Annotated in this window: 23 protein-coding genes and 1 tRNA gene; 11 read left to right on the top strand and 13 right to left on the bottom strand. The window is 76.0% G+C overall.

The features are described 5' to 3' along the window. Positions 1-19: 19 nt before the first annotated feature. The 3 genes from HH311_RS20430 to HH311_RS20420 all read right to left on the bottom strand — a co-directional run bounded on the left by HH311_RS20430 (position 20) and on the right by HH311_RS20420 (position 3,689). Complete coding sequence (locus HH311_RS20430; protein ID WP_169185538.1) at positions 20-1,849, bottom strand: histidine kinase; 1,830 nt, start codon at positions 1,847-1,849, stop codon at positions 20-22. Between the two features lie 299 nt (positions 1,850-2,148). Further along, positions 2,149-3,006, bottom strand: coding sequence for an anti-sigma factor domain-containing protein (locus HH311_RS20425; protein WP_169185537.1), 858 nt, complete (start codon positions 3,004-3,006; stop codon positions 2,149-2,151). Then, positions 3,003-3,689 (bottom strand): RNA polymerase sigma factor, encoded by a 687-nt coding sequence (locus HH311_RS20420; RefSeq protein WP_169185536.1) that lies wholly within the window; start codon positions 3,687-3,689, stop codon positions 3,003-3,005. Before HH311_RS20420 ends, HH311_RS20425 begins: the two co-directional genes overlap by 4 nt. Positions 3,690-3,947: 258 nt before the next feature. Here HH311_RS20420 and mftD point away from each other — a divergent pair, with 258 nt between their 5' ends. Next, complete coding sequence (mftD, locus tag HH311_RS20415) at positions 3,948-5,129, top strand: pre-mycofactocin synthase MftD (protein WP_169185535.1); 1,182 nt, start codon at positions 3,948-3,950, stop codon at positions 5,127-5,129. Positions 5,130-5,280: 151 nt separating this feature from the next. Here the strand turns inward: mftD and HH311_RS20410 are convergent, their stop codons facing one another. Continuing rightward, a complete protein-coding gene (locus tag HH311_RS20410; protein ID WP_169185534.1) occupies positions 5,281-5,970 on the bottom strand; it encodes a helix-turn-helix domain-containing protein in 690 nt (229 codons plus the stop codon). Between the two features lie 72 nt (positions 5,971-6,042). On the opposite strand from HH311_RS20410, the gene HH311_RS20405 reads away from it, so the two are divergent. Then, positions 6,043-7,188 (top strand): acyl-CoA dehydrogenase family protein, encoded by a 1,146-nt coding sequence (locus HH311_RS20405; RefSeq protein ID WP_169185533.1) that lies wholly within the window; start codon positions 6,043-6,045, stop codon positions 7,186-7,188. Between the two features lie 95 nt (positions 7,189-7,283). Here HH311_RS20405 and HH311_RS20400 read toward each other — a convergent pair. The 3 genes from HH311_RS20400 to HH311_RS20390 all read right to left on the bottom strand — a co-directional run bounded on the left by HH311_RS20400 (position 7,284) and on the right by HH311_RS20390 (position 8,415). Next, a tRNA-Ser gene (locus tag HH311_RS20400) sits at positions 7,284-7,372 on the bottom strand. Between the two features lie 10 nt (positions 7,373-7,382). Then, on the bottom strand, positions 7,383-7,841 hold the full coding sequence (locus tag HH311_RS20395; RefSeq protein WP_396027454.1) for a nucleoside deaminase: 459 nt from the start codon (positions 7,839-7,841) through the stop codon (positions 7,383-7,385). A gap of 25 nt (positions 7,842-7,866) precedes the next feature. Beyond that, on the bottom strand, positions 7,867-8,415 hold the full coding sequence (locus tag HH311_RS20390) for a tRNA adenosine deaminase-associated protein (RefSeq protein WP_211190558.1): 549 nt from the start codon (positions 8,413-8,415) through the stop codon (positions 7,867-7,869). 210 nt (positions 8,416-8,625) lie between these two features. On the opposite strand from HH311_RS20390, the gene HH311_RS20385 reads away from it, so the two are divergent. After that, a complete protein-coding gene (locus HH311_RS20385; protein ID WP_169185652.1) occupies positions 8,626-9,810 on the top strand; it encodes a M20 family metallopeptidase in 1,185 nt (394 codons plus the stop codon). Between the two features lie 75 nt (positions 9,811-9,885). Next, positions 9,886-10,914, top strand: coding sequence for a prephenate dehydrogenase (locus HH311_RS20380; RefSeq protein ID WP_312030274.1), 1,029 nt, complete (start codon positions 9,886-9,888; stop codon positions 10,912-10,914). A 177-nt stretch (positions 10,915-11,091) separates the two neighbouring features. On the opposite strand, the gene HH311_RS20375 is transcribed toward HH311_RS20380, so the two are convergent. After that, positions 11,092-12,024: an SDR family oxidoreductase gene (locus HH311_RS20375; protein ID WP_169185532.1), complete on the bottom strand. Its 933-nt coding sequence runs from the start codon at positions 12,022-12,024 to the stop codon at positions 11,092-11,094. 106 nt (positions 12,025-12,130) lie between these two features. On the opposite strand from HH311_RS20375, the gene HH311_RS20370 reads away from it, so the two are divergent. Continuing rightward, the gene (locus tag HH311_RS20370) at positions 12,131-12,793 is read left to right on the top strand and encodes a TetR/AcrR family transcriptional regulator (RefSeq protein WP_169185531.1); all 663 of its coding nucleotides are present in this window, start codon (positions 12,131-12,133) and stop codon (positions 12,791-12,793) included. A gap of 3 nt (positions 12,794-12,796) precedes the next feature. On the opposite strand, the gene HH311_RS20365 is transcribed toward HH311_RS20370, so the two are convergent. After that, the gene (locus tag HH311_RS20365) at positions 12,797-13,621 is read right to left on the bottom strand and encodes a hypothetical protein (RefSeq protein ID WP_169185530.1); all 825 of its coding nucleotides are present in this window, start codon (positions 13,619-13,621) and stop codon (positions 12,797-12,799) included. 181 nt (positions 13,622-13,802) lie between these two features. On the opposite strand from HH311_RS20365, the gene HH311_RS20360 reads away from it, so the two are divergent. Then, on the top strand, positions 13,803-14,867 hold the full coding sequence (locus tag HH311_RS20360; RefSeq protein ID WP_169185529.1) for a Ku protein: 1,065 nt from the start codon (positions 13,803-13,805) through the stop codon (positions 14,865-14,867). A 1-nt stretch (position 14,868) separates the two neighbouring features. Here the strand turns inward: HH311_RS20360 and HH311_RS20355 are convergent, their stop codons facing one another. Next, positions 14,869-15,096, bottom strand: coding sequence for a cation transporter (locus tag HH311_RS20355; RefSeq protein WP_169185528.1), 228 nt, complete (start codon positions 15,094-15,096; stop codon positions 14,869-14,871). 166 nt (positions 15,097-15,262) lie between these two features. Here HH311_RS20355 and HH311_RS20350 point away from each other — a divergent pair, with 166 nt between their 5' ends. Further along, entirely contained in the window at positions 15,263-16,384 is a 1,122-nt protein-coding gene (locus HH311_RS20350; RefSeq protein WP_169185527.1) for a YncE family protein, read from the top strand. Here HH311_RS20350 and HH311_RS20345 read toward each other — a convergent pair. Next, complete coding sequence (locus HH311_RS20345; protein WP_312030273.1) at positions 16,371-16,961, bottom strand: TetR/AcrR family transcriptional regulator; 591 nt, start codon at positions 16,959-16,961, stop codon at positions 16,371-16,373. The two genes, HH311_RS20350 and HH311_RS20345, sit on opposite strands and share 14 nt — an antisense overlap. Before the next feature lie 95 nt (positions 16,962-17,056). On the opposite strand from HH311_RS20345, the gene HH311_RS20340 reads away from it, so the two are divergent. Next, positions 17,057-17,920 carry an LLM class flavin-dependent oxidoreductase gene (locus tag HH311_RS20340; protein WP_211190556.1) on the top strand — a complete coding sequence of 288 codons (864 nt, stop codon included), beginning with the start codon at positions 17,057-17,059 and terminating at the stop codon, positions 17,918-17,920. A 51-nt stretch (positions 17,921-17,971) separates the two neighbouring features. Here the strand turns inward: HH311_RS20340 and HH311_RS20335 are convergent, their stop codons facing one another. Then, the gene (locus HH311_RS20335; protein ID WP_169185525.1) at positions 17,972-19,159 is read right to left on the bottom strand and encodes an MGDG synthase family glycosyltransferase; all 1,188 of its coding nucleotides are present in this window, start codon (positions 19,157-19,159) and stop codon (positions 17,972-17,974) included. A 256-nt stretch (positions 19,160-19,415) separates the two neighbouring features. On the opposite strand from HH311_RS20335, the gene HH311_RS20330 reads away from it, so the two are divergent. Beyond that, on the top strand, positions 19,416-20,639 hold the full coding sequence (locus HH311_RS20330; protein WP_169185524.1) for an MGDG synthase family glycosyltransferase: 1,224 nt from the start codon (positions 19,416-19,418) through the stop codon (positions 20,637-20,639). After that, the gene (locus HH311_RS20325; RefSeq protein ID WP_169185523.1) at positions 20,636-21,523 is read left to right on the top strand and encodes a DMT family transporter; all 888 of its coding nucleotides are present in this window, start codon (positions 20,636-20,638) and stop codon (positions 21,521-21,523) included. The genes HH311_RS20330 and HH311_RS20325 overlap by 4 nt, the downstream gene beginning before the upstream one ends. A 235-nt stretch (positions 21,524-21,758) precedes the next feature. On the opposite strand, the gene HH311_RS20320 is transcribed toward HH311_RS20325, so the two are convergent. Then, positions 21,759-22,421 carry a TetR/AcrR family transcriptional regulator gene (locus HH311_RS20320; RefSeq protein WP_169185522.1) on the bottom strand — a complete coding sequence of 221 codons (663 nt, stop codon included), beginning with the start codon at positions 22,419-22,421 and terminating at the stop codon, positions 21,759-21,761. A 123-nt stretch (positions 22,422-22,544) separates the two neighbouring features. Between HH311_RS20320 and HH311_RS20315 the strand changes: the two genes are divergently transcribed. Continuing rightward, the gene (locus HH311_RS20315; RefSeq protein WP_169185521.1) at positions 22,545-24,062 is read left to right on the top strand and encodes an NAD(P)/FAD-dependent oxidoreductase; all 1,518 of its coding nucleotides are present in this window, start codon (positions 22,545-22,547) and stop codon (positions 24,060-24,062) included. Positions 24,063-24,074: the final 12 nt, after the last annotated feature.

The following is a 24,074-nucleotide window of genomic DNA, read 5'->3' as shown; positions in this document are numbered from 1 at the left end:
CCGGAGGACGCCCGGCGGGTCAGCTGACCAGCAACCGGCTCGGCGCGGGCTCGTCGCGGTGGCGCGCGGGGACCCGGAGCCGCACCGAGGTCCCGCTGCCCGGCCGGGAGTCGACGTGCAGGTCGCACGAGGTGCCGAAGGCCGCGTGCAGCCGGCGGGTGACCTCGTGGATGCCGCCGTGGCGCGCGTCGACCTGGGAGACCGCCCGCGAGGCCTCCGGGCCCATCCCGGCGCCGTCGTCGGACACGGTGATCACGCAGTCGGAGCCCACGCCGGTGGCCGTGACGTGCACCGTCCCGCCCTCGGGCGTCGGCTCGATGCCGTGCCGCACCGCGTTCTCCACCAGCGGCGAGACCACGAACGGCGGCAGCACGACGTGCTCGACCTCGGGCGCGACGGACACCTCGACGGCCAGCCGCGACCCGAACCGGGCCTGCTCGAGGGTGAGGTAGCGCCGGGCGTTGCCCAGCTCCTCCGCGACCGTGGTGCCCGCGTCGCCGTCGCGGAACGAGTAGCGCGTGAAGTCGGCGAACTCGGTGAGGAGCTCCCGCGCGCGGGACGGGTCGACCCGCACGTAGGTGGCGATCGCGGTCAGCGCGTTGTGCACGAAGTGCGCGGAGAACCGCGAGCGCAGCGCGGCCTCGACCTCGGCGTCGGGCAGCGACACCTCGACCGGCGGGGCGGTGATCGGGGTGGTCGGCGGGCCGAGGACCCCCTCGGCCACGCGCGGCACCGCCACGTCCGGCGTGCCCCCCGGCCCCGTCATGCCCCGGGGGTGCCCCGTGACGCGGGCCCGGGGACGCTCGACGGTCTCCAGGTCGTCGAGCGCGAGGTCCGACGCGACGACCGGCGCCGCGAGGACGGGCGCCTGGACGGTGGCCGGGTGGGTGCCGGCCCGCAGTCCGCGCCACACCGGGCGGCCGAGCAGCCCGGTCGGCGTCCACCGCCGGTGCTCGACCTGGCCCACCAGGCGCGGCGCGAGCCAGTGCGCGGCACCCTGCGCGTCGGCGGGCAGCGGGGCGTCGAACGGGCTGACCGGGGCCCGGAGGTGGCGGGCGGCGTCGAGGATCTCCCGCCGCGCCGCGGCGGTGACCCCGGTGCTGACGCGGCCGACGTAGCGCAGCGTCCCCTCGCTCGGCACGCCGAGCAGCAGCGAGCCGACCCCCGGTCCCCCGCCGCGCGGCGGGAGCCATCCCCCGACCACCACGTTCTGCGGGCGGGTGATCACCGCCGAGATCCAGCTCCGGGAGCGCCGGCCGCCCTGGTAGGTGGACTCGAGGCGCTTGGCGACGACCCCCTCGAGGCCGTAGTTCCGGGCGGTGCGCACGACCTCGTCGGCCGGCACCCCGGTGAACATCGGCGGCACGACCAGGCGGCGGCCCCCGGACAGGTCGATCTCGCCGAGCAGCTCGCGGCGCTCGCGGTAGGTCATCCGCGCCGTGGAGCGGCCGGCGACCTCGAGGACGTCGAACACGTAGAACGAGACCGGGGTGCTCTCGACCAGCGCGCGGGAGGGCGTGTCGACCCGGCGGCGCCGGCGCAGCCGGGCGGGGCTGGGCCGGCGGACGGCGTCGAGCGCGACCACCACCCCGTCGAGCACCACCCCGGGCGCCGCGGGCATCGCGAGCTCGGGGAACGCGGCCGTGACGTCGTGCCCCTCGGCGTCGAGCAGGCGGAGCTCACCGCCGCTCGAGTGGGCCAGGCAGCGCAGGCCCGACCACACGAACTCGAACGCCCAGCCGGCGCCCCGCGGCAGCTCCCCCGGCGAGGCGAGCATCGGGCGGGCACGGCCGCGCGGGCCCGGGACGTGGGCGACCGCGTCGGGCGCGGGCAGAGGTGCGGTCGGCATCGGCGCGCGCCTCCTTCCGTCGGCCCGCGCCGGCCCGGTCCGGCGCGGCGGTCAGCCGTTCGTCGCGTCGGGGGGTGTCGCGGGCCTCGGCGCCGCGGGCTCCACCCGACGACGACCACGGTAGCCAGACCCGCCGACAGCGTCCGTGAACCGGCGCGCACGCCACGGCGCCGCTGCGGCCGGACACCGCCGGGACGCGACGAGCGGCTGGCCCGCCGTGCTGCCGCGGGCCTCGTCCACCCGCAGGGCACCCGGCACCGCCGGACGACCGAGGCGGGCCGGTCGCCCGGCCGACCCGCTCAGACCAGCGGCCCGCTCGCGACCACCGAGGACGGGCGGGTCGGCACCGTGCCCACCGGCTCGGCCGACAGCGCGTAGGCGCGCCGGACCTGCGGCGCCCCGGGCGCCGTCGTCGGAGGACCCGTCGTCGTCGGGGTGAGGCTCCCGCTCGCGTCCATGGTGCCGACGGCCGTCGCGGCGTTCCCGGCGACCCGCCAGAGCACGAAGCTGCGGCCGCTGCCGATCGCCGGCATCGCCAGGGGCACCACCCGCGGACCGGTCCCGTCGTCGAGGACGACCGCGGCGACGGTGCCGCTGTCCGGCTCGATGAGGGAGGCCGTGCGCACCGACGGGTCCCGGGCCTCGGCGCTCGCCACGACCTGCTGGGCCCGCTGGGCCACGGCCTCGCGGGGGTCGGCGGGACCGGGCGAGACCGCGCCGCGCGCGGCGAACACCACGATCGCGGCGACGACCGCCGCCAGTGCCAGCACGGCCGCGGCGCGCCGGCGGGGCAGGAGCGGCGGTGTGTCGGAGGGGACCGGGGTCGGGGCGGTCGGCGTCGGCGGCGGGGCCTCGTCGAGCGGGACGGGGCTCGGCGTCGGCGTCCGGGGATCGGTGCGGCGGTCCGCCGGCGGGTCCGGCTCGGCCGCCGCGGCGGTGAGGATCCGGGCGCGCAGCGCCGGGGGCGGCTCCACCGGCGGCAGCGCGTGCGCCAGCGCGGCCATGGTCTCGTGGGTCTCGGCCAGGAGCGCCCGGCAGGCCGCGCAGTCGCGCAGGTGCTCGGCGACGCGGCCCTCCTCGTCGGGCTCGAGCGCGCGCAGGGCCCGGCCCACGACCTCGGCGGCCAGCTCCGCCGGCCCCTCGTGCGGCGCGCTCACCACGTGTCGCCCAGCAGCTCGAGCCCGGAGGTGCCGAGCACCGGGGCGAGGAGGACGCGCAGCTTCGCGACGCCGGTGAACATCCGCGACTTCACCGTGCCGATCGGCACCCCGGTGATCGACGCGACCTCGCGCTGCGTGTAGCCGCCGTAGTACGCCAGCCCGAGCGCCTGGCGCTGCTCGCTGGGCAGGTGGTGCAGCGCCGCGCGGACGTGCTCGGCGATCACCGAGCCGAGGGCCGCCCGGTCGGCGGAGGGCTGCACGGCGGTGAGGGCCGCGTCGGGCTCCTCGGTGGGCACGTGGTGACGACGGCGGGTGGCCTCGCGGCGGACCGCGTCGACGGCCTTGTGGTGGGTGAGGGTGAGCAGCCAGCTCACGACGGTGCCCCGGGTGCGGTCGTAGCGGCCCGGGTCGCGCCACAGCACGAGGAACACCTCCTGCACGACGTCCTCGGCGAGGCCCTCGTCGGCGCAGATCCGGCGGGCCAGGGAGAAGGCGGCCCGGCCGTGGCGCGAGTAGAGACCGTCCAGCGCCGCCGCGTCGCGACCCACGAGCCGGGCCACGAGCTCGGCGTCGGTGACGTCGGCGTCCGGGGCCGCCCCGGCCGGTGCCCCGGAGTCCGGCGCCACCGGCGCGTCGGCGGGCCGCGGGGGCGCGGTCCGTGGGGTGGTCGGCGGGGTCATGGTCCGTGGTCTCCTCTCCCCGTCGCGGGTGGTCGCGGCGGAGACGTGCAGGCCTTCGTGGCGCGGGGCGCGGCCGGTTCGACCGTCCGGACGTCCGATCTGCCCCCTCCGCCCGGAGAGGACGGGGCCGCCCGCTCACGCGGGGGCGGGGGTGACCTGGCCCATCTAGGGTGCTGCGACAGGGGTCACCGCGGCGCCGGCGCGCGTCGCAGGTCCGGGCCCGATCCATCGCCGACGAGGAAGGGGCGGAGCGCTCCCATGGCAGGACAGTGGTTCGAGTCGGTGGCGGAGGCCCAGCGTCGCGCGAAGCGGCGGTTGCCGAAGTCGGTGTACGGCGCGCTGGTGGCCGGCAGCGAGGCCGGGGTGACCCTCGACGACAACACCGGCGCGTTCCGCGAGCTCGGGTTCGCCCCGCACGTCGCGGATCTGCCCCACGAGCGGTCCCTGGCGACGACGATCATGGGCCAGGAGATCTCGATGCCCGTGATGATCTCGCCGACCGGGGTGCAGGCGGTCAACCCCGAGGGCGAGGTCGCGGTCGCGCGGGCCGCCGCCTCGCGCGGCACCGCGATGGGCCTGTCGTCGTTCGCGAGCCGCTCGATCGAGGACGTGTGCGCGGCGAACGACCAGACGTTCTTCCAGATGTACTGGGTGGGCGACCGGGAGACCCTGGCCGCGCGGGCCGAGCGCGCCAAGCGGGCCGGCGCGAAGGGCCTGATCGTCACCCTGGACTGGTCGTTCTCCCACGGCCGCGACTGGGGCAGCCCGTCGATCCCGGAGAAGATGGACTGGAAGACGATCCTGAAGTACGTCCCCGAGGGCGTCTCCCGGCCGCGCTGGGGCCTGGAGTTCCTGCGCAGCGGGAAGATCCCGGACCTGACGGTGCCGAACATCCCGGTGGACGGCACCGAGCCGCCCACCTTCTTCGGCGCCTACGGGCAGTGGATGTTCACCGAGCCGCCGTCGTGGGCCGACGTCGCGTGGCTGCGCGAGCAGTGGGGGACGGACTCCCCGTTCTGCGTCAAGGGCATCACCCGCGTCGACGATGCCAAGCGCGCCGTGGACGCCGGCGCCACCGCCATCCAGGTCTCCAACCACGGCGGCAACAACCTCGACTCCACCCCGGCCCCGATCCGGGTGCTGCCCGGGATCGTCGAGGCGGTCGGCCGCGACGTCGAGGTGATCATGGACGGCGGGATCCGGCGCGGCTCGGACGTGGTCAAGGCGCTCGCGCTCGGCGCGAAGGCCGTCGCGATCGGCCGCGCCTACCTGTGGGGCCTGGCCGCGGCCGGCGAGGAGGGCGTGGGCAACGTCCTGGACATCCTGCGCGCCGGCGTCGACTCCGGGCTGCTCGGGCTGGGCAAGGGCTCGGTCCAGGACCTCGCGCCGGAGGACCTGCTCATCCCGGCCGGCTTCACGCGGCAGGCCGGGGTCGCCTGACCCGGTCCCGGTCCCGGTCCCGGTCCCGAGCGAGGGGCACCATCGGTCGATCTACTCGAGCGATGGTGCCCCTCGCTCGTTCCGGGGCGGGGCGCGCCGTTCCGGCATGGGGCGCCCACCGACGGCTCTACCGAGCGAGGGCGCCCTTCGCTCAGGACGGGACCGGCACACCGGCACCGTCGCGCGCCTCCCGCACGTAGGACGCGACGGGGCTGAGCCGCAGCGCCTCGGGCAGCCGCTCCAGGACCGCACGGCGGCCGGTGAGGCTGACCAGCCCCTCCCGGGCGGCCGCGAGCAGGTCGAGACGGCCGAGCCAGAACTGGTAGAGCACGCCCAGCGGCGCGTCGAGGACGACGTCGGGCTCGTGGCCCGGGTCGGTGAAGCACAGCGAGACGTCGTGCGGCAGGACCACGAACCAGTAGCGGGTCCGGCGGCCGTCGGGCACGCGCACGTGCAGCACCACGCGCGGGCGACCGAACGGGGCGGGGTCGATGCCGCCGCGGATCCACCACATCAGCACCGTGGGGTCGAGCTCGTCCGGTCGCGGTTCGCCGAACGCCCACCGGGCGCCCCACTCCCCGAGCCCGAAGACGATGCCGCGCAGCTCCTCCCCGGCCGTGGTCGGGCGGTACCCGTCCTCGACGCGCTCGACGAGCCCGTGCCGCTCGAGGTGGGCGAGGCGTTTGGAGAGCAGGCCGCGGGACATGCCGGGCAGTCCGCGGGCGAGCTCGTTGAAGCGCGTCGCCCCGACGAGCAGGTCCCGCACGACGAGCAGGGTCCAGCGGTCCCCGAGGATCTCCAGCGCGCGGGTGATCGGGCAGTACTGACCGTAGCGAGACATCCCCCGACGGTGCCCCAGGCGGTTCATTTTGAGAACTATGCGCGGGTCGTCGATACCAAGACGCTACGGAGCATGACGACCACCGCGACCCTGACCGCACCCACCCCGACCGACGACGACGTCCTCGCCCTCGCCGACGACGTCGGGCGCGCCGCCGCGCCCACCGAGGCCGACCACGACCGCGACGCCACGTTCGTCGTCGAGGCCTACGCCCGCATGCACGAGAACGGCTACCTCCGCCTCGCCGTCCCCCGCGAGCTCGGTGGGCTCGGCGCCGACATCCGCCAGGTCCTGCTCGCCCAGGAGCGGCTCGGCACCTGGTCCGGGGCGGCCGCGCTCGCCGCGACCATGCACCTCTACCTGACCCTGGTGCAGCGGTGGCGGCTGCGCCGCGGCGCCCCCGACGCCGAGCGCGCCCTGCGCCGCGTCGCCGACGACGGCCTGGTCATGGCCACCAGCGGCGGCTCGGACTGGGTCTGCCCGACCACGACCGCCGTCGAGGTCGAGGGCGGCTACCGGCTACGGGGCCGCAAGACGTTCTGCAGCCAGGCCCCCGTCGCCGGGGTGATCTCGACGTCGGCCGTGGTGGGCGAGCCGGGGCCCGGCGCCACGGTGCTGCACGCCGGGGTGCCGCTGGGCGGGTCCGGCGTCTCGATCGTCGAGACCTGGGACACCCTCGGCATGCGCGGCACCGCGAGCCACGACGTCGTGTTCGACGACGTGTTCGTCCCGGCCGCCGCGGTCACCGGGACACGGCCGTACGGCGTGCTCACCGGCCCGCTGCTGGTCGCCGCGATGCACTTCGCCCTCGTCGGGGGTGCCGCCTACCTCGGCGTGGCCCGGGGGGCGTGCGCCGAGGCCACCCGGCTGCTCGCCGCGCGCCGGGACCGGGCGCCGGCGGCCGTGCGGGCGGTCGGCGAGATGACGGCGCGGCTCGCGACCGCCCGGTGGGCGCTGCACGGGGCGCTCGCCGACGTGGGCGAGGACCCGGCCGCCGACGAGACGACCCTGGCCGCCGTCATGACCGCGAAGCGGCACGCGGCGCTCGAGGCCCGCGCGGTCGTCGACACCGCGCTGGAGGTCGCCGGCGGCGCGGGGTTCTTCCGCGGGCGCCTGGAGCGGGCCTACCGCGACGTGCGGGGCGGGCCGTTCCACCCGCTCACCCCGGAGGCGACGCTGCAGCTGCTCGGCGAGCGGGCGGTGGCCGCGGGTCCGTGAACGCCGCGTTCCGGACGTCCAGTGTCTGGAAAGTGGCTTTCCTGACAGACGACGACGCCGGGCGCTTCCCCTGGGGGAGGCCCGGCGTCGGTGGGTGGCGGTAGCGGTGGGATTCGAACCCACGGTGGGCAGAACCCACACACGCTTTCGAGGCGTGCTCCTTTGGCCGCTCGGACACGCTACCGGGAGCAATCCTACGGAAGCCGCTCCTCGCCGCCGCGACCCCCCCGGCCGCTGCGGAACCACGCCAGGAGCAGCTCCGCGCACTCCGGCTCGCACACCCCGCCGAGCACCTCCGGACGGTGGGTGAGGCGCCGGTCGCGGACCACGTCCCACAGCGAGCCCACCGCCCCGGTCCGCGGCTCCCAGGCCCCGAACACGATGCGGTCGACCCGCGCGAGCACCGCAGCGCCCGCGCACATCGTGCAGGGCTCGAGGGTCACCGCCAGCGTGCAGCCGGTCAGCCGCCACCCCCTGTCGGCGTGCTCCCCTTGCTGGACTGCCGCGGCCGCGCGCAGCGCCAGGACCTCGGCGTGCGCCGTGGGGTCGCCGGTGGCCTCGCGGGCGTTGGTGGCGGCGGCCAGCTCCCGCCCGGCGGCGTCGACGACGACGGCGCCCACCGGCACGTCGTCGGGGTGCGTCCCGGCCGCCACCTCGAGCGCCCGGGCGACCAGCGACTCAGGACGCAGGCGCGGTCTCCACGATCTTCGCGAGCTCGTCGGCGAACCCGCAGCGCCGGGCGATCGCGGTGAGCTGCTCGTCCGGGTAGAGGTCGATCTCGTCGACCAGGACGGCGAGCTCGTCGGCCGGCACGCCGAGGTCCGCGAGCATGCCCAGGTCGCCCTCGGGCCACGGGTCGTCGTCGACCTCGTCCTCCTCGGGCACGTCGAGGCGCAGCAGATCGAGGACGTCGGCCGCGACGTCGTAGTCCAGGGCGGCCACCGCGTCGGAGAGGAGCAGCGCCACCCCGCCGGGGACCGGGCGCACCAGCACGAAGAACTCGTCGTCGACGTCGAGGAGCCCGAGCACCGCACCGGTGGAGCGCAGCCCCCGCAGCGCGGTGATGGCCGAGTCGAGGTCGGCCAGCGCGGCGCGGTCCATCGAGACCGCGCGCCACCGCCCTTCCTCCCGCGTCACCGCGACCGCCCAGCCATCGAGCGGCACGACGGTGCCGGGTCCGCCCTTGGACCCACCGCGTGGCGCGGCCTGCGCGCCCTGCCCAGCCATGGCGACCACGGTAGGTGCGTGGAGCCCACGTCGGAAAGGGAGTTGGCGGGGCACGCACCGAATCGACACCTTCCGCGCGCCGGGCGGTCGCCCACCCGGGGCCGGGGGTGCAGGATCACGGGAGTGAGCACGTCCCCGGAGACCCGCAGCGGCCGTTCGGCCCGTGCCACGGGTGGCCGAAGGGCCGCACACCGTGCGCCCGAACGGGCGCTGCTGGCGGAGGCCCGGGCGCTGCAGCCCGACACCATCGCGCTGCGCCGGACGCTTCACCGCCACCCCGAGCTCGGGCTCGACCTGCCCACCACCCAGGCGGCGGTGCTGGCCGTGCTGCGCGACCTGCCGCTGACCCTGACCACCGGGCGCTCCTCGAGCTCCGTCGTCGCCACGCTGGCCGGCAACCACCCGGGCCCGACGGTGCTGCTGCGCGCCGACATGGACGCGCTCCCGCTGCAGGAGGAGAGCGGCGTCGAGTGCGCCTCGCTCGTCGACGGCGCGATGCACGCCTGCGGGCACGACCTGCACACCGCGATGCTCGCCTCGGCCGCGCGCCTGCTCGCGGGCCGCCGGGAGCGGCTCGCCGGCACCGTCGTGTTCATGTTCCAGCCCGGCGAGGAGTCGAAGCACGGGGCGCTCGCGATGCTCTCCGAGGGCCTGCTCGAGGTCGGCGGCAGCCGGCCCGCGTCGGCGATGGCCCTGCACGTCACCTCGCGGCTGGCCTCGGGCACGCTGCAGACCCGCGCCGACTCGATCATGGCCTCGTCGGACGACTTCACGGTGACCGTCCACGGCGCCGGGGGCCACGCGTCGGCGCCGCACGACGCGCTGGACCCGGTGCCCGCGGCGGCGGCGATGGTCGGCGCGCTGCACACCATGACGACCCGGCGGGTGAGCGCGTTCGAGCCCGCGGTGCTCACCATCGCCCACCTGACCGCCGGCACCACCACCAACGTCATCCCCGAGACCGCGGTGCTCGAGGGCACCGTGCGCACCCTCTCCGAGACCTCCCGCGAGACGCTGCTCGCCGAGCTGCACCGAGTGTGCGCGGGGATCGCCGACGCGTACGGCTGCACGGCGAGCGTGGAGATCGACCGCGGCTACCCGGTGACGGTGAACGACGCGGCCGTGGCCGAGCGGGTGGCCGACGTCGGCCGCTCCGTGCTGGGCTCGCGGTTCGTCGAGCCGATGCCCGACCCGATCATGGGCTCCGAGGACTTCTCGTACGTGCTCTCCCGGGTGCCCGGAGCCCTCGCGTTCCTCGGGGCGTGCCCGCGCGGCAGCGAGCCGTCGGCGGCGCCGCCGAACCACTCGAACCGCGTCGTGTTCGACGAGGACGCGATGGTCGCGGGCGTCGCGCTCTACGCCGGCTACGCGCTGGAGTCGCTGCGCGCGTCCTGACGCGGCCGGTCCCGCGCGGTGGCGCACACGGGCGAATCGTCGTCACCCGTCCGTGTCGTCCTACGCTCCGGCGTCGTGGGGACTCCGGAGGTGGACAGCGGCGCCGTCCTGGCCGCCGCGCTGCAGCGGCCCGTGTGCGTGCTCGGACTCGGGCTGATCGGCGGGTCGGTGCTGCGCGCCGCGACCGACGCCGGGCGCGACGCGTGGGGGGCGTCGGCCTCGACGACGACCGCCGAGAAGGCCCGCGCCGACGGCTACGACGTCGCCGACGACGTCGCGTCCGCGGTGCGCCGGGCCGCCGCGACCGACGCGCTCGTCGTCGTCGCGGTGCCGCTGACGGCGATGGACGACGTCCTGGCCGTCGTCGGGCGCGAGGCGCCGGAGTGCCGGCTCACCGACGTGACCAGCGTGAAGGAGCCGGTCACCGACGCCGTCGGGCGCCGCGCCCCGGGCGCGCGCTTCGTCGGCGGGCACCCGATGACCGGCACCGAGTTCTCCGGGTGGGACGCCGGCTCGCTGCAGCTCTTCCACGACAAGGTGTGGGTGGTCGCGACCGACGACGACACCGACCTCGAGGTGTGGACCGACGTCGTCGCGCTCGCGCTGGCGTGCGGGGCGACCGTCGTCCCGGCCGCCTCCGACGAGCACGACGTCGCCGTCGCCCGCATCTCCCACCTGCCCCACCTGCTGGCCGCGGTCCTCGCGGCGGTCGGCGCCGACGGCGGGGAGCTGGCGCTCGCCCTCGCGGCGGGCTCGTTCGCGGACGGGACGCGGGTGGCGGCGACCCGCCCCGAGCTCACCGCCGCGATGTGCGAGGGCAACCGGGACGCGCTGCTCGCCGCGCTCGACGACGCCCTGGGCCGGCTCGGCGCCGCCCGCGGCTCGCTGGCATCCACCGGGGGGCTGCTCGCCACGCTGACCGCGGGCCACGACGGGCGGGCCTCCCTGGACGCCGCGCGGATGGACCGCCGCGAGGTGCGGATCGACCTCACCGGGGTCCCCGCCGAGCACCTCGAGGCGATGCGCGAGCTCGGTCGCAGCGGGGGCCGGATCATCGGCTGGACGAGCGAGGCGCTGGAGGCGGCGGCGCCGGACGAGGACTGACGCCGCTCCCGGTTCCGCCGCGGCCGCCGGTACCGCCGCGAGGGGAGGATGCGGTCGCTCTATCCGACCGAGGGGTCCCCTCGCGCAGAAGGCAGCGGACCCGCGGGTGACGCGAGGGGAGGATTCGGCCGCTCTATCCGACCGAGGGGTCCCCTCGCGCAGGACCCCGGCGCACCGTCACGCCGCCGTGGCACCCTCGGGGACCGACACGCCGGTCAGCTCCTCCGCCGCCGTCCAGAACCGCGCCGCGAGGTCGGCGTCCCGGGCCGCGCGCGGCAGCCGGGCCCGCCCGGTCTCCCCGACCAGCCCGAACCGCCCCGTCGGGCCCCAGTAGCCGCCGTTCTCCGCGGCCGGGTCGGTGGCCGCCACGAGCAGCGGCTCGGTCCCGGTGTCGACCTGCTGCGAGGGGAGCAGCCCCTCGAGGAACCGGGGCTGGAAGCGTCGCGGGGTGTCGCGGCCGAGCCCCGGACCGCTGGTCTGCAGGTTCGTCTGCGTGTACCCGGGGTGGGCGGCGGTGCTGCGCAGGTCCCAGCCGCGCTCGTCGGCGAGGCGGGCGAGGTGGCGGGTGAGCAGTAGGTCGGCGAGCTTCGACGCGCCGTACGCCCGCGCCGGCGAGTAGCGCCGCGGGACCGCGAGCCGGGCCGGGTCGACGCGCCCGATGAACGCCGCGCCGCTGGACATCGTGGCCACCCGGGCTCCCGGTGCGGTGAGCAGCAGGGGCAGCAGCCGCACCGTCAGCGCGAGCGGGCCGAGGGCGTTCGAGGCCATCTGCAGCTCGAAGCCGTCGACGGTGAGGTGCTGGTCGGGCACGGCCATGACGCCGGCGTTGTTGACGAGCAGGTCGAGCGGGCGGCCCTCGGCGAGCAGCCCGTCCGCGAACCCCCGCACGGACGCCTGGTCGGCCAGGTCGAGGCGGCGGACCTCGAGGTCGGCGCCGGGCGCCCGGCGGAGGATCTCGACCCGCGCCGCCTCGCCCTTCTCCGGCGTCCGGACGGCCAGCACCACCCGCGCTCCGGCGGCGGCGAGCCGGGCAGCCGCCTCCTTGCCGGTCCCGCTGTTGGCGCCGGTGACGACGGCGGTGCGTCCGGTCTGGTCGGGAACCTCGTACACGACTGCCTCCCATGGAGCGTTACAGACCGGCGGTCTGTTGCTGCGACCGACGCTAACGGACCGCCGGTCTGTTCGCAACGGACCGCCGGTCCGTAATCTGTGGCGCATGACCTTCCGGCGCGCGCGCAGCGACTCCCAGCGCGAGGAGCGGCGGCGGGCGATCCTGGAGACGACCGCGGGGATGCTCACCGAGATGCCGGTCGCCCAGGTCAGCCTCAACGAGATCAGCCGGCGGGTCGGGCTCGCGAAGTCCAACGTGCTCCGCTACGTCGAGTCCCGCGAGGCGGCGCTGCTCGACCTCCTCCACGTCCGCACCCGGGAGTGGCTCGCCGCGCTGGCCGACCGTCCGGTGGGCACGGGCCCGGCGACGGAGCGGGCCGACGGGTTCGCCGACGCGGTCGCGACCACGCTGGCCGAGCGCCCGGTCCTCTGCGACCTGCTGGGCGCCCAGGCCGCGGTGCTCGAGCGCAACGTCTCCACCGAGCTCGCCGTCCGCCACAAGCACGCGTCCCTGGCGGCCGCCCGGGAGCTCGCCGCGACCGTGCGTCGCCACGTCCCCGAGATCGACGACGAGGCCGCGATGCACGCGGCCGGGGCGGCCCTGCTGTGCGCGGGTGCCGCGTGGACGGCGTGCCAGCCGTCGGCGGCGATGCTCGCGGCCTACGAGCGGGACCCGGACCTCGCGGCGATGCGCCTGGACTTCACCGCCGCGGTGCGCGAGCTGGTCGCGCTGCTCCTCGCCGGCCTGCTCACCCGCACGGCGGGCTGAGCCTCACCACAGGCCGGGGGCGTCGTCCTCGTCCCGGCTGTGGCGCCCCCGCGCCGACGGTCTCCCGCTTCCCGACGACGGGTCCGGCGGCGCCGGCAGCCCGGGCAGCGGCGGGGCGAGCGCGGAGAGCGCGGGCCCCGCGGGCGGCGGCTCGGGACGGTCGGCGACGGGGAGGTCGGTGACCGGGAGGTCGGTCACGGGGGCGGTGGGCGCGGTGTCGAACGCGTCGACCCCCGCCACCACCCGCACCCAGTCCTCGGGGGACCCGGCGTCGTGACCCGTGTCGCGCCGCCGGGCCATGACCCCGGGGAGCCCCTGCTCCCGCACGCCGGCCAGCAGCGCCACCCCGTCGTCGTACACCGGCGAGACCTGGATGCGGCCGACCTCGTCGAGCGAGAGCCGCCCGAGGGTGGCCCGGCGCTCGTCGAGCGGGCGCTCGGTGAGCGGGACGCCGTAGAGGCGCAGCACGTCGTAGACCATGAAGATCGCGGGCCGTTCCCGCGCGAGGGAGCGGGCCTTGCGCGGATCGGCCCGGCGCAGCCGGTCGAAGAGCGCGAGCGAGGACGGCTGTCCGGCGTCGAGCAGCACCGCCTCGCCGTCGAAGAGCCCGTCGGCCACGACGTCGGCCAGGCCCGCGAACTCCGGGAACCGCGCCGTCACGTCGTCGCCCTCGAGGGTGCGCAGGCACAGCGTCCCCTGGTCGACGTCGGCGAGCAGGCGGATGCCGCTCCAGTCGACCTCGTAGCTCCACTGCTCCCCCACCGGGAGCCGGCCGGGCACCGGCTGCATCGGCACGATCCCGGCGCTGCGCTCACCGACACCCTGCATGCCGACATCGTGCCCTGCACCCCCGACAGCACCGTCGCGACGTCCCCCGGCGTGTCGCGCGCCGCGCCGGGATCGCGTGTCCGGCCCGCGCATCCTGTGGCGCGGGACGCATGTGGGGCATCCTGGGGTGGAATGTGCCGTCACGTCGGGTGACGGGCGGCGGAGCGAGGGGAGCCGCGCGATGCGCGCGATCTGGAACGGCGCCGTGTCGTTCGGGCTGGTCAACGTGCCCGTACGGCTCTACGCCGCCACGTCGAACCACGACATCCGCTTCCACCAGGTGCACGAGGTCGACGGCGGGCGCATCCGCCAGAAGCGGACCTGCTCGGTGTGCGGCGAGGAGGTCGCCTACTCCGAGATCGCGAAGGGCTACGAGACCGACGACGGCCAGCTGATCATGCTGACCGACGACGACCTCGCGTCGCTGCCCACCGCGACCGGCCACGAGATCGACGTCGTGCAGTTCGTCCCGGCCGAGCAGGTCGACCCGCTGCTGCTCGACAAGAGCTACTACCTCGAGCCGGAGAACAAGGCGCTCAAGCCCTACTCGCTGCTGCGCGAGGCGCTGCGCGAGACCGACCGGATGGCGCTGGTGAAGGTGGCGCTGCGCCAGCGCGAGACCCTCGCCCTGCTGCGGGTCCGCGACAACGCGATCGTGCTGCAGACGATGCTCTGGCCCGACGAGGTCCGCGACGCCGACTTCCCGGTGCTCGAGAACGACGTCGAGGTCCGCCCGCAGGAGATGGCGATGGCGTCCTCGCTCATCGACTCGCTCTCCGGCGAGTTCGAGGTCGGCGAGTTCGAGGACGACTACCGCAAGGCCGTCGGCGAGCTCATCGAGTACAAGCGCGAGCACGGCGGCGGCCGTCCGGCGCCGGAGGAGACCGCGGCCGAGGACACCGACGACATGACCGACCTGCTCACCGCGCTGCGCCGCTCGGTCGAGGCGGCCGGCGGCAAGGCCTCCGACGGCAAGGCCTCCGACAGCAAGGCCTCCGAGGAGAAGACCTCCGACGAGGCCCCTCCGGAGCCCGCGGGCGACGCCGAGGCGCCCGCCGAGGAGACCGCGTCCGGGTCGGCGGGCTCGTCCACGCGGAAGAAGAGCTCGTCGTCGAAGAGCGGGAAGGCCCCGGCCGAGAAGGGCTCGTCGGGCACGAAGAAGACGGGGACGTCCGGGTCCTCGTCGCGCTCGCGCCGCAAGAAGGCCGACGACGAGAGCGACGAGAAGGCGAGCCGGACCGCGTAGCTCAGGCCCGCATGTAGGCCTCGCGGCCCGGCACGTCGTAGCCCTGGTCCTCGATCGCCTCGACGACCGAGCCGAGCGCGAGCTCGTCGTCGTGGTCCACGCGGACGACGCGTGCCTCGAGGTCGACGTCGACGCCCTCGACGCCGTCGATCGGGGACAGCGCGCCCTCGATGGCGGCGCGGCAGTGGTCGCAGTGGATCTCGGGGACCGAGAGCGTGGTCGTGGCCATGTCGTCCTCCTGACGGCCGGCGGGGCGGCGGTGGTCGGGGATCCGGTCGTCCGCCGCCGGCGGGTTCTCCCCGCGACGGTGCCACGCCCGGCGCGCCGCCGCGTCCGGGCCCCCCGGGTGGACCGGCCGGAGAGCGCGGCACCCGGACCACCGGGATACTCCGGCCATGCCTCGACGCCGAGCACGCGTCCTCCTCGCGGCCGGCCTCGCCGCCGCGGCCGTCGGCCTCGCCGCGTGCAGCAACGAGCCGCCGCCCGCCGCGACCCCGACGACGGCCCCCTCGCCGACGGCCGGTGCGCCGACCCCGACGACGGGCCTGCTCCCGCCCGGCGCGCCCACGGAGGGCACCCGGCCCCCGACGCAGGGGCTGCCCCTCGCCGCCGAGCCCCAGTCCGCGCCGGCGCCGGCGGTCCCGCCGCCGGGCCGGCAGATCCCGGTCGGCTCGGCCCCCGAAGGCGTGGTCGTCGACCCGGTCACCCGCACCGTGGCCGTCGCCACCCGGAACCCGAACAGCCTCGTGCTGCTCGACGCCGACACCGGCGCCGTCCGCACCCGCACCCCGCTGCCGGGCTTCGTGCGCCACCTGCAGCTCGCCGCGCCCGGCGGGCCGGTCCTCGTCCCCGTGGAGAGCGCGAACTCGCTCGTGCGGGTGTCGCTGCCCGGCGGGCAGGCGGCGCCGCCGCTGTTCGTCGGGACGGTCCCGCACGACGCCACCCAGGCCGCCAACGGCACCGTCTTCACCGCCGACGAGCTCGGCGGCACCGTCTCGGCCGTGCGCGGCGACCAGGTGGCCAAGGTGTTCACCGACGCGGTGCAGCCGGCGGGCCTCGCGCCCGTCGGGAACATCGTCGGGCTCATCGACGTCCGCAAGAACACGCTGACCACCTACGACGCCGAGGCGCTGCGGATCCTCGGACAGGTCCCGGCGGGCGCGGGCCCGACCCACCTGGTGGCGGACCGGCACGGCCGGATGATCGCGACGGACACGCGCGGCAACCAGGTCCTGGTCTTCCAGCCGAACCCGTCCGGACCGCCGACCCAGGTCGGCGCGCTCCCCCAGCCCGGCGGGCCGTACGGCATCGCCTACGACGCGGCCCGCGACCGGCTGTGGGTCGCGTCCTCGGGGACGAACACCGTGGTCGGCTACGACATGACGACCCCCCAGCCCCGGGAGGTCGAGCGCTTCCCGACGGTGCAGAACCCCTACACGCTCGGCGTCGACCCGACCACCGGCCGGCTCTTCGTCGCCGGCGTGACCGGCGGGGTCGTGCAGGTCATCCAGTCCTGAGGCCCGCGAGCAGGATGCCGACGAGGCGCCGGGCGTCGTAACCGGCGTCCCCGGCGCCGACGCAGAGGTTCCCGACGCCGCGCATGAGCTCGAGGCCGGCCACGTCGTCGCGGACCTCGCCGGCGGCCGCGGCCTCGGCGAGGAGCTCGCCGCAGACCGGGACGAGCCGCTCGAGGAACCACGCGTGGAGGGCCTCGAACCGGCCGTCGTCGCCACGCAGGGCCGCGGCCAGCCCGTGCTTGGTCACGAGGAAGTCGACGAAGCCGTCGATCCAGCGGACCAGGGCGTCGTAGGCGGAGTCGGCCTCGGCGCGGCACGTCGTCCCGGCGGCGACGCACGCCTCGACCTGGTGGCGGTAGACCGCGACGACGAGGTCGGCCCGCGTCGGGAAGTGGCGGTAGACGGTGCCCACGCCGACCCCGGCCCGCGCGGCGATGTCGCGCACCGGCGCGTCGACGCCGGCGGCGACGAAGGCCGCCGCGGCCGCGTCGAGCAGGGCCTCGGCGTTGCGGCGGGCGTCGGCGCGGCGGCGGGGCGGGTCGGCCGCCGCCGCGTCCGTCGTGCCGGTCTCCACCACGGTCCACCTCGCTCGTCGACAACCGGAACCAGGTTCCGTATGGTTGGCGGAACCACGTTCCGTCTTTACATCCTGCCATGCGGGAGGACCCCACCATGACGATCCGGCCCAGCTTCGGGATCGTGACCGCGCCCCAGCAGGTCGCCTACGACGACGTCCTGCGCGTCTGGCGCGAGGCCGACGCGGTCGGGGCGATCGACCACGCCTGGCTCTTCGACCACCTCCTGCCCATCGGCGGTCCGCTCGACGGGCCGATCCTCGAGGGCTGGACGCTGTTGTCCGCCCTCGCGGCGCAGACCGAGCGGCTCCGCCTCGGGCTGCTGGTCACCAGCAACCGGATCCGGCCGCCGGCGCTGCTGGCCAAGATCGCGACGACGGTGGACCACGTGTCCGGCGGCCGGCTCGAGTTCGGGATCGGGGCCGGGTCCCGGCCGAGCATCCCGTGGGCGCGCCGGGAGTACGAGGCCCACGGCCTGCCCTACCACGACTTCGGGGACTCGGTGGAGGCCCTGGACGAGTCGTGCACGGTGATCCGCCGGCTGTGGACCTCGGACCAGCCGTTCGACGTCGAGGGCCGGCACGTCGCGGTGCACGGAGCCTTCGGCAACCCGAAGCCGGTGCAGCGCCCGCACCCGCCGATCACCATCGGGGGCCGGGCGGCCTCGACGCTGCGGGTGGTCGCGAAGCACGCCGACGTCTGGAACATCCCCGGCGGCGACCTCGACGACGTCCGGCAGCGCAGCGCCCTGCTCGACCGCTACTGCGCCGAGATCGGCCGCGACCCGGCGTCGATCACCCGCTCGATCCACCTGCCCGTCTCCTACGACGAGCCCGGCGCCACGCGGACGGCGATCACCGAGGCCCTCGACGCCGGGTTCACCCACGTCACCCTCGGGCTCCCGGCGCCGTGGCCGGACGGGGTGGCGCACTGGGTGGCGTCAGAGGTGCTTCGCTCGTGAGCAGAAAGTGCCGGTATAGCGACACTTTGTGCTCACGGGGCCGAAGGCCACCTATGCGGCGGGCACCGCCTGGCGCTCCTCGGCGGCGAGCTCGAGCACGATGGCCGCGACGTCGCCCTCGGGGGTCGCCGGCCACGGCGAGAGCGGCGACGTGGACCCGATGCCGTCGAGCACCGTGGCCAGCCCGGCCGGCGTCTCCGGCCACGGGGCCAGCCCGGCCTCGGCGAGCACCGTCGCGTTGGCGCGCCCGTGCCCGGGGATCGGGTGGTAGGTGACCGCCGGGAGGTTGGCCACCAGCGCCTCGGTCACCGACAATCCGCCGGCGTTGTGCAGCAGGACGTCGGCCGCGGCCATCAGCGCCGGGACGTCGTCGCGCCAGCCGAGCGCGGTGACCCGCTCCCGCGCGTCGAGCTGCTCGCGCAGGTCGGCGTTGCGCCCGCACAGGACGAGCACGTGGGCGGCCGGGCTGGTGAGCGCGGCGTCGACGAGCGCGGGTACGTCGCCGAGCCCGAGCGAGCCCGCGCTGATCAGCACCGCCGTCTCGTCGTCGCCCAGGCCGAGCTCGCGGCGGGTGGCGGCGCGGTCGGCGTCGGTGTGGGCGCGCGAGAAGCGCGGGTCCACGAGCGGGCCCGCCGGGCGCACGGCCACGCCGTAGACCTCGTCGGCGGCGTCGGCGCAGGCGCTGGTCACGGACAGGTGCACGTCGACGCCCGGGTGCAGCCACATCCGGTGCGGTGCCGGGTCGGTGAGGTAGCTGACCACGGGCACGTCGATGTGGCCGGCGCCCCGCATCCGGCCCAGCGTCTGGCACGAGAGCGGGAACGTGGAGACGACGACGTCGGCGTCGCGGGTCCAGCGCCGCACGGTGCGCTCGGAGAGCATCAGGAAGGTCAGGATGATCCAGCGCACGAGCCCCCGGTGCTCGAGCGCGTGGAAGAGCCAGTCGAAGAACCGCGGCATCCGGTTGACGACGACGCCGTAGCCGTCGCCGATGATCACCTGGCCGAACCGCGGCAGCGCGTCGAGGTAGTCGTGCACCTCGGCCACCGCGCCGCGGGCGCGCAGCCGGGCCGCCAGCTCGTAGGCCGGGCGGTCGTGGCCGGCGCCGACGCGGGCCGTGAGCACGACCACCCGCGGGGAGCGGCCGGTGCCGGTCCGGGCCGGAGCACCGGGGTCGGCGGCACGCGCACCGGGGCGCTTCCGGGGGCGTATCGACCTCGGGACGCCGAGTGCGGTCATCGGTCGCGGGGCTCCTCTCGGGCGTGAGGACGTCCGACGGGCACGGGTTGGTTCCACGTCGTCCATCGACGCCCGGAGGCCGTGACCCGCCCGTGAACCTACTGGGAGTCATGATCGGGGGTGCGCTCGGGCGCGCCGACGAGGCGCGGGTGAAGGGCGGCCGAAGCCTCCGTGCGGGGGTGAACGGTGGCTCCCCGGAGCGTGAACAACACACCCGGACGGGTGCGCCGGGAGCCGGATCGGGAGACTGGCACTCGTGACGAGGCCGCAGAACGACCGGGCCGCCCGGGTCCTCATCGTCTCGGGCGACATCGGTCAGGGACACGAGGCGGTCGCGCGCGCCGTGCACACGACCGTCACCCGCGACCGGCCGGACTGCGACATCCGGGTGGCCGAGGCGTTCGCCCGCATGGGCCACGGCTCCGGGCCAGTGTTCCGGTGGCTGTTCGAGTTCGCGGTGCAGTGGACCCCGCTGCTGCAGGAGGGCTGGTACGCCGCGGTCACGCACTCGCGACTGGTGCGCTGGTTCTACCGGGAGGTCATGGGGGCGTGGGTCGCCCGCGCCCTGCGCGCCGACCTCGCGGGCGGGCCGACCGACGTCGTCGTCTCCACCCACCAGCTCGCGACCGCCGGACTCGCCTGGCTGCGCCGCCGCGGTCTGCTCGACGCGCGGATCGTCGCCGCCGTCTGCGACTTCGCGCCGCACGCGTACTGGACCTACCCCGGCGTCGACGAGTACCTCGTCCTGGACGACCTCGCCCGCGAGCCGACCCGCCGGATGGACCCGGGCGCCCACGTCACGGTCCGGTCGCCGCTGGTCGGCGCCCCCTTCGGCCCGGTCGGCGACGACGAGGCCCGCGCGGCACGCCGGGGGCTCGGGCTGCCGGAGGATGCGCTGGTGGTGGTCGTGACGGCGGGCTCGCTCGGGCTCGGCGGGGTCGCCGGCGCGGTGCGCGCGGCCCTCGCCGCGGACCCGCGCTGCCACGTCGTCGCCCTCTGCGGGCGAGACGAGCGGGCGCGTACCCGGCTGAAGGCCCTGCGCGCCCGGATGCGCGCGGGCGAGCGGCTGCGGGTGCCCGGGTGGGTGGACGACGTGCCGACGCTGCTCGCCGCCGCCGACGTCGTCGTGAACAACTCCGGCGGGGCGACGGCGCAGGAGGCCCTGGCGTGCGGGCGGACCCTGGTCATCCACCAGCCGCTGCCCGGGCACGGGCGGGACTCCGCCCGCCTGCTCGGCGCGGCCGGGCTCGCCCGGACCTGCCGCCGCCCGCGTCAGCTGACCGCGCTGCTGCGCTCCTGGATCGCCGACCCGGCCGCCCTGGCCGCCGCCCACGCCCGCGCGGCCCGCTGGTCGGCCCGCCACGCCCGCGTCGACCTCGCCGCGGTCCTCGGCCTGCCCGCCCCCGTCCCGGTCGAGGAGCCCGCCGTCGCGGGTCCCGACGACGAGCTCCCCCCGCGCCTGGTGGGGAGCGTCCGGTGACCCCGGCCATCGCGCTGCTGGCGGCGCTGCTCGGGGCGTGCGGGATCGCCACCGGCACGGTGCTGCAGCAGCGTGCGGGCCAGGAGATCGACGAGCCGGACTCGACGCGCACGCTGCTGGTGCGGGTGCTGCGCCGTCGGCGCTGGTGGACCGGGCAGGCCGTCATCGGGGCGGGCTGGCTCTCCTACGCGTTCGCGCTGCACATCGGCCCGGTCGCGCTCGTCCAGCCGGTGCTCGTCACCGGGCTGGTGTTCGGGACGATCGCCTCGGCCCGGCTGGCCCGCCGGCGGCTCGACCGCCGCCTGCTCGGGGCCTCGGCGGCGTGCGTCGTCGGCCTGACGGCCTTCCTCGCGATCGCCCGGCCGCAGGCCCCGGCCGTCCCGCCGGCACCCGCCTTCCTGCCCCTGTTCGGGGTGGCGGTGGTCGCCGGGGTGCTGGGCGCCGTCGGGCTGCGGGCGGTGTCGTGGGGCGAGCCGACGCGGGCGGCGCTACTCGCCCTCGCCACCGGCGGCTTCTACGGCCTGACCGCCACCCTGTTCTCCACCGCGCTGCGCGAGCCGGGCCTCGTCGCCGCGCTGACGACCTGGTACGCGGCCGGGGCCGTCGTGACCTCGCTCTGCGGCTGGGCGCTCTCCCAGCGCGCGCTGCACCTCGGACGGCTGAACGCGCCGGTCAACGCGGTCATCGGCACCACCGACCCCGCGGTCGCGGTCCTGCTCGGGGTGCTCGTGCTCGGGGAGCGCGTCGCCGCCGGGCCCGCGGACCTCGTCGGGGAGGTGGTCGCGGCCGCCGTCGTCGTCCTGGGCACCGTCGTGATCACCCGGCAGTCGGCCGCGGTGCTGCGCGACGACCGCGCGGGGATGCCCACCCCCGCCTGGGGCTGAGGGGCGCCCCGTGGATCTGCTGCTCGCGGCCATCGACGCCGACTCGGTCATCTCGGTGCTGCCGATCATCCTGATCGTCGTCGGCTGCACCGCGCTCGCGATCCTGTTCTCGCGGCAGCGCTGAGGGGGGCGGTGTCAGCGATGGTCCGTCGCTGCCATCGCGGACCGGGTTCCCGTGATCAGGAGCACCGAGGGCAGGCCCGACGGCGACCCGGGGCGCCTGACGTACCCGTGATCACGGGACGCGTCGGTCCTGCCGGGCGAGCACGGCCACCGCCAGCTCGGTCACCGTGTCGCGCAGCCCGAGGATCTCCTCGGCGATCCGGGCGGCGGCGACCTCCTCGCGGTCGGCCGACTCCACCGCGGCGAGCACGAGCTCGTTGATCCCCCCGACGAGCGCCTGCGCCAGCTCCGGCGACAGCGCCCGGGCCCCGGAGCGCCCCCCGACGCCGGACGCGAGCGCCACGAGCTGGTCGGCGAACCGCCGGAGCACCTCGCGGCGGGCCCGGCGGCCCGCCGGGCCGGTCGAGCCGGGCTCGGTGAGCATCGCGCGGGTGAGCAGCGGGTGCTCCGCCATCGCCGCCAGGTAGGCGCCGGTGAGGGCCGCGACCTCCTCGCGCAGCGGCAGGCCCTGCCCGGCGACGGACCCTGCGGCCTCCGCGATGAGGTGCAGCGGACCCTCGGCGACGACGCGGTAGGTCGCCAGGAGGCACTCCTCGCGATCGGAGAAGTGCTGGTAGAAGGTCCGCTTGGACACCCGGGCCCGGGCCACGACGTCGGTCACGGTCACGCTCGCGTAGCCCTGCTCGGCGAGCAGCTCGGCCATCGCGACCAGGAGGCGCTGGCGGTGGTCCGCCGGGGCCAGCGCGGCGCCCGCACCGCCGCGGATCGCCGCCACGACCGGGGGTCCGTCGCCACCCGGAGTGTGTGCGCTCACAGTCACTGGCCTATGGTACCACCTCGTACCATGCTCTCCGGGCAGTCGGTACGTAGTCGTACCAACCCCAGAGGAGGCGCGACCATGTCCACCGAGACCGCGAGCCCGCCCAGCGCCGACCGTGCCGGGGAGGACGTCCCCCACCTGTCGGTGGCGATCGTCGGGAACGGTTTCTCCGGGCTCGGCACGGCGATCCGGCTGCGCCAGGCCGGCGTCGAGGACTTCCTGGTCTTCGAGCGCCACGGCGACGTCGGCGGCACCTGGCGCGACAACTCCTACCCGGGCTGTGCCTGCGACGTGCCGAGCCACCTCTACTCGTTCTCGTTCGCCCCGAACCCCGACTGGAGCCGCTCGTTCTCGGCCCAGCCGGAGATCCACGCGTACCTCCGGCGGGTCTCGGCCGAGTACGGCATCGACCGCTTCACCCGCAACCACCACGAGGTCCTCGAGGTCCGCTGGTCCACCGACGACCAGCGCTGGACCGTCACGACGAGTCAGGGCACCTGGACCGCCGACGCCGTCGTCCTCGGCTCCGGCGCCCTCTCCGACCCGTCCTGGCCCGATGTCCCCGGGCTCGAGGACTTCGCCGGCGAGCGGTTCCACTCCGCCACGTGGCGCCACGACCTCGACCTGCGGGGCCGCCGCGTCGCGGTGATCGGCACCGGCGCGTCGGCCATCCAGTTCGTGCCGGAGATCGCGCCCGTCGTCGGGCAGCTGACCGTCTTCCAGCGCACGCCCCCGTGGATCATGCCGCGCCGCGACCGCGCCTTCACCCGCCTCGAGAAGTGGGCGTTCCGCCGCGTCCCGGCGCTGCAGCGGCTCCTGCGCGAGGGCATCTACTGGGGCCGCGAGACCTTCGTGTTCGGGTTCAAGGACCCGAAGCGGATGGCGAAGGCCGCGAAGCTCGCCGAGAAGCACATGCGCACCCAGGTCACCGACCCCGCGCTGCGCGAGAAGATCACGCCGGACTACTCGATGGGCTGCAAGCGCATCCTGCTGTCCAACACCTACCTGCCCGCGCTGGACCGGCCGAACGTCGAGGTCGTCACCGACCGCATCACCGAGGTCCGGCCGCACGCGGTGGTCACCGGGGACGGCACCGAGCACGAGGTCGACACCATCATCGCCGGCACCGGGTTCGCGATCAGCGACCTGCCGATCAGCCACCGGGTGTTCGGCCGCGACGGGCGCAGCCTCGCCGAGCACTGGGGCGACACCATGTTCGCCCACAACGGCACGATGATCGCCGGCTTCCCGAACCTGTTCACGCTGCTCGGGCCGAACACCGGGCTGGGGCACAACTCGGTCGTCTTCATGATCGAGTCGCAGATCAACCTGGTCATGGACGTGCTGCGCCGGCTGCGGACGTCGTCGGTGGGCGCCGTCGAGCCGCGGCAGGACTCCCAGGACCGGTTCGTCGCCGAGATGCAGCGCCTGACCGAGGGCACCGTGTGGGTCGACGGCGGGTGCTCCAGCTGGTACCTGGACGGCCACGGCCACAACTCCGCGCTATGGCCCACCTTCACCATGCCGTTCCACCGGCGGTGCAAGCAGATGAAGCCCGACGAGTACGTCATCACCCCCGCGCACGCGCGGACCTGAGAGGAGCTCCGC

The sequence above is a fragment of the Actinomycetospora sp. TBRC 11914 genome (assembly GCF_012933465.1).
In the GTDB taxonomy this organism is placed as follows: Bacteria; Actinomycetota; Actinomycetes; order Mycobacteriales; family Pseudonocardiaceae; genus Actinomycetospora.
Note: the sequence above shows the minus strand (reverse complement) of the source record. Positions and strands in the feature narration are given on the sequence as shown.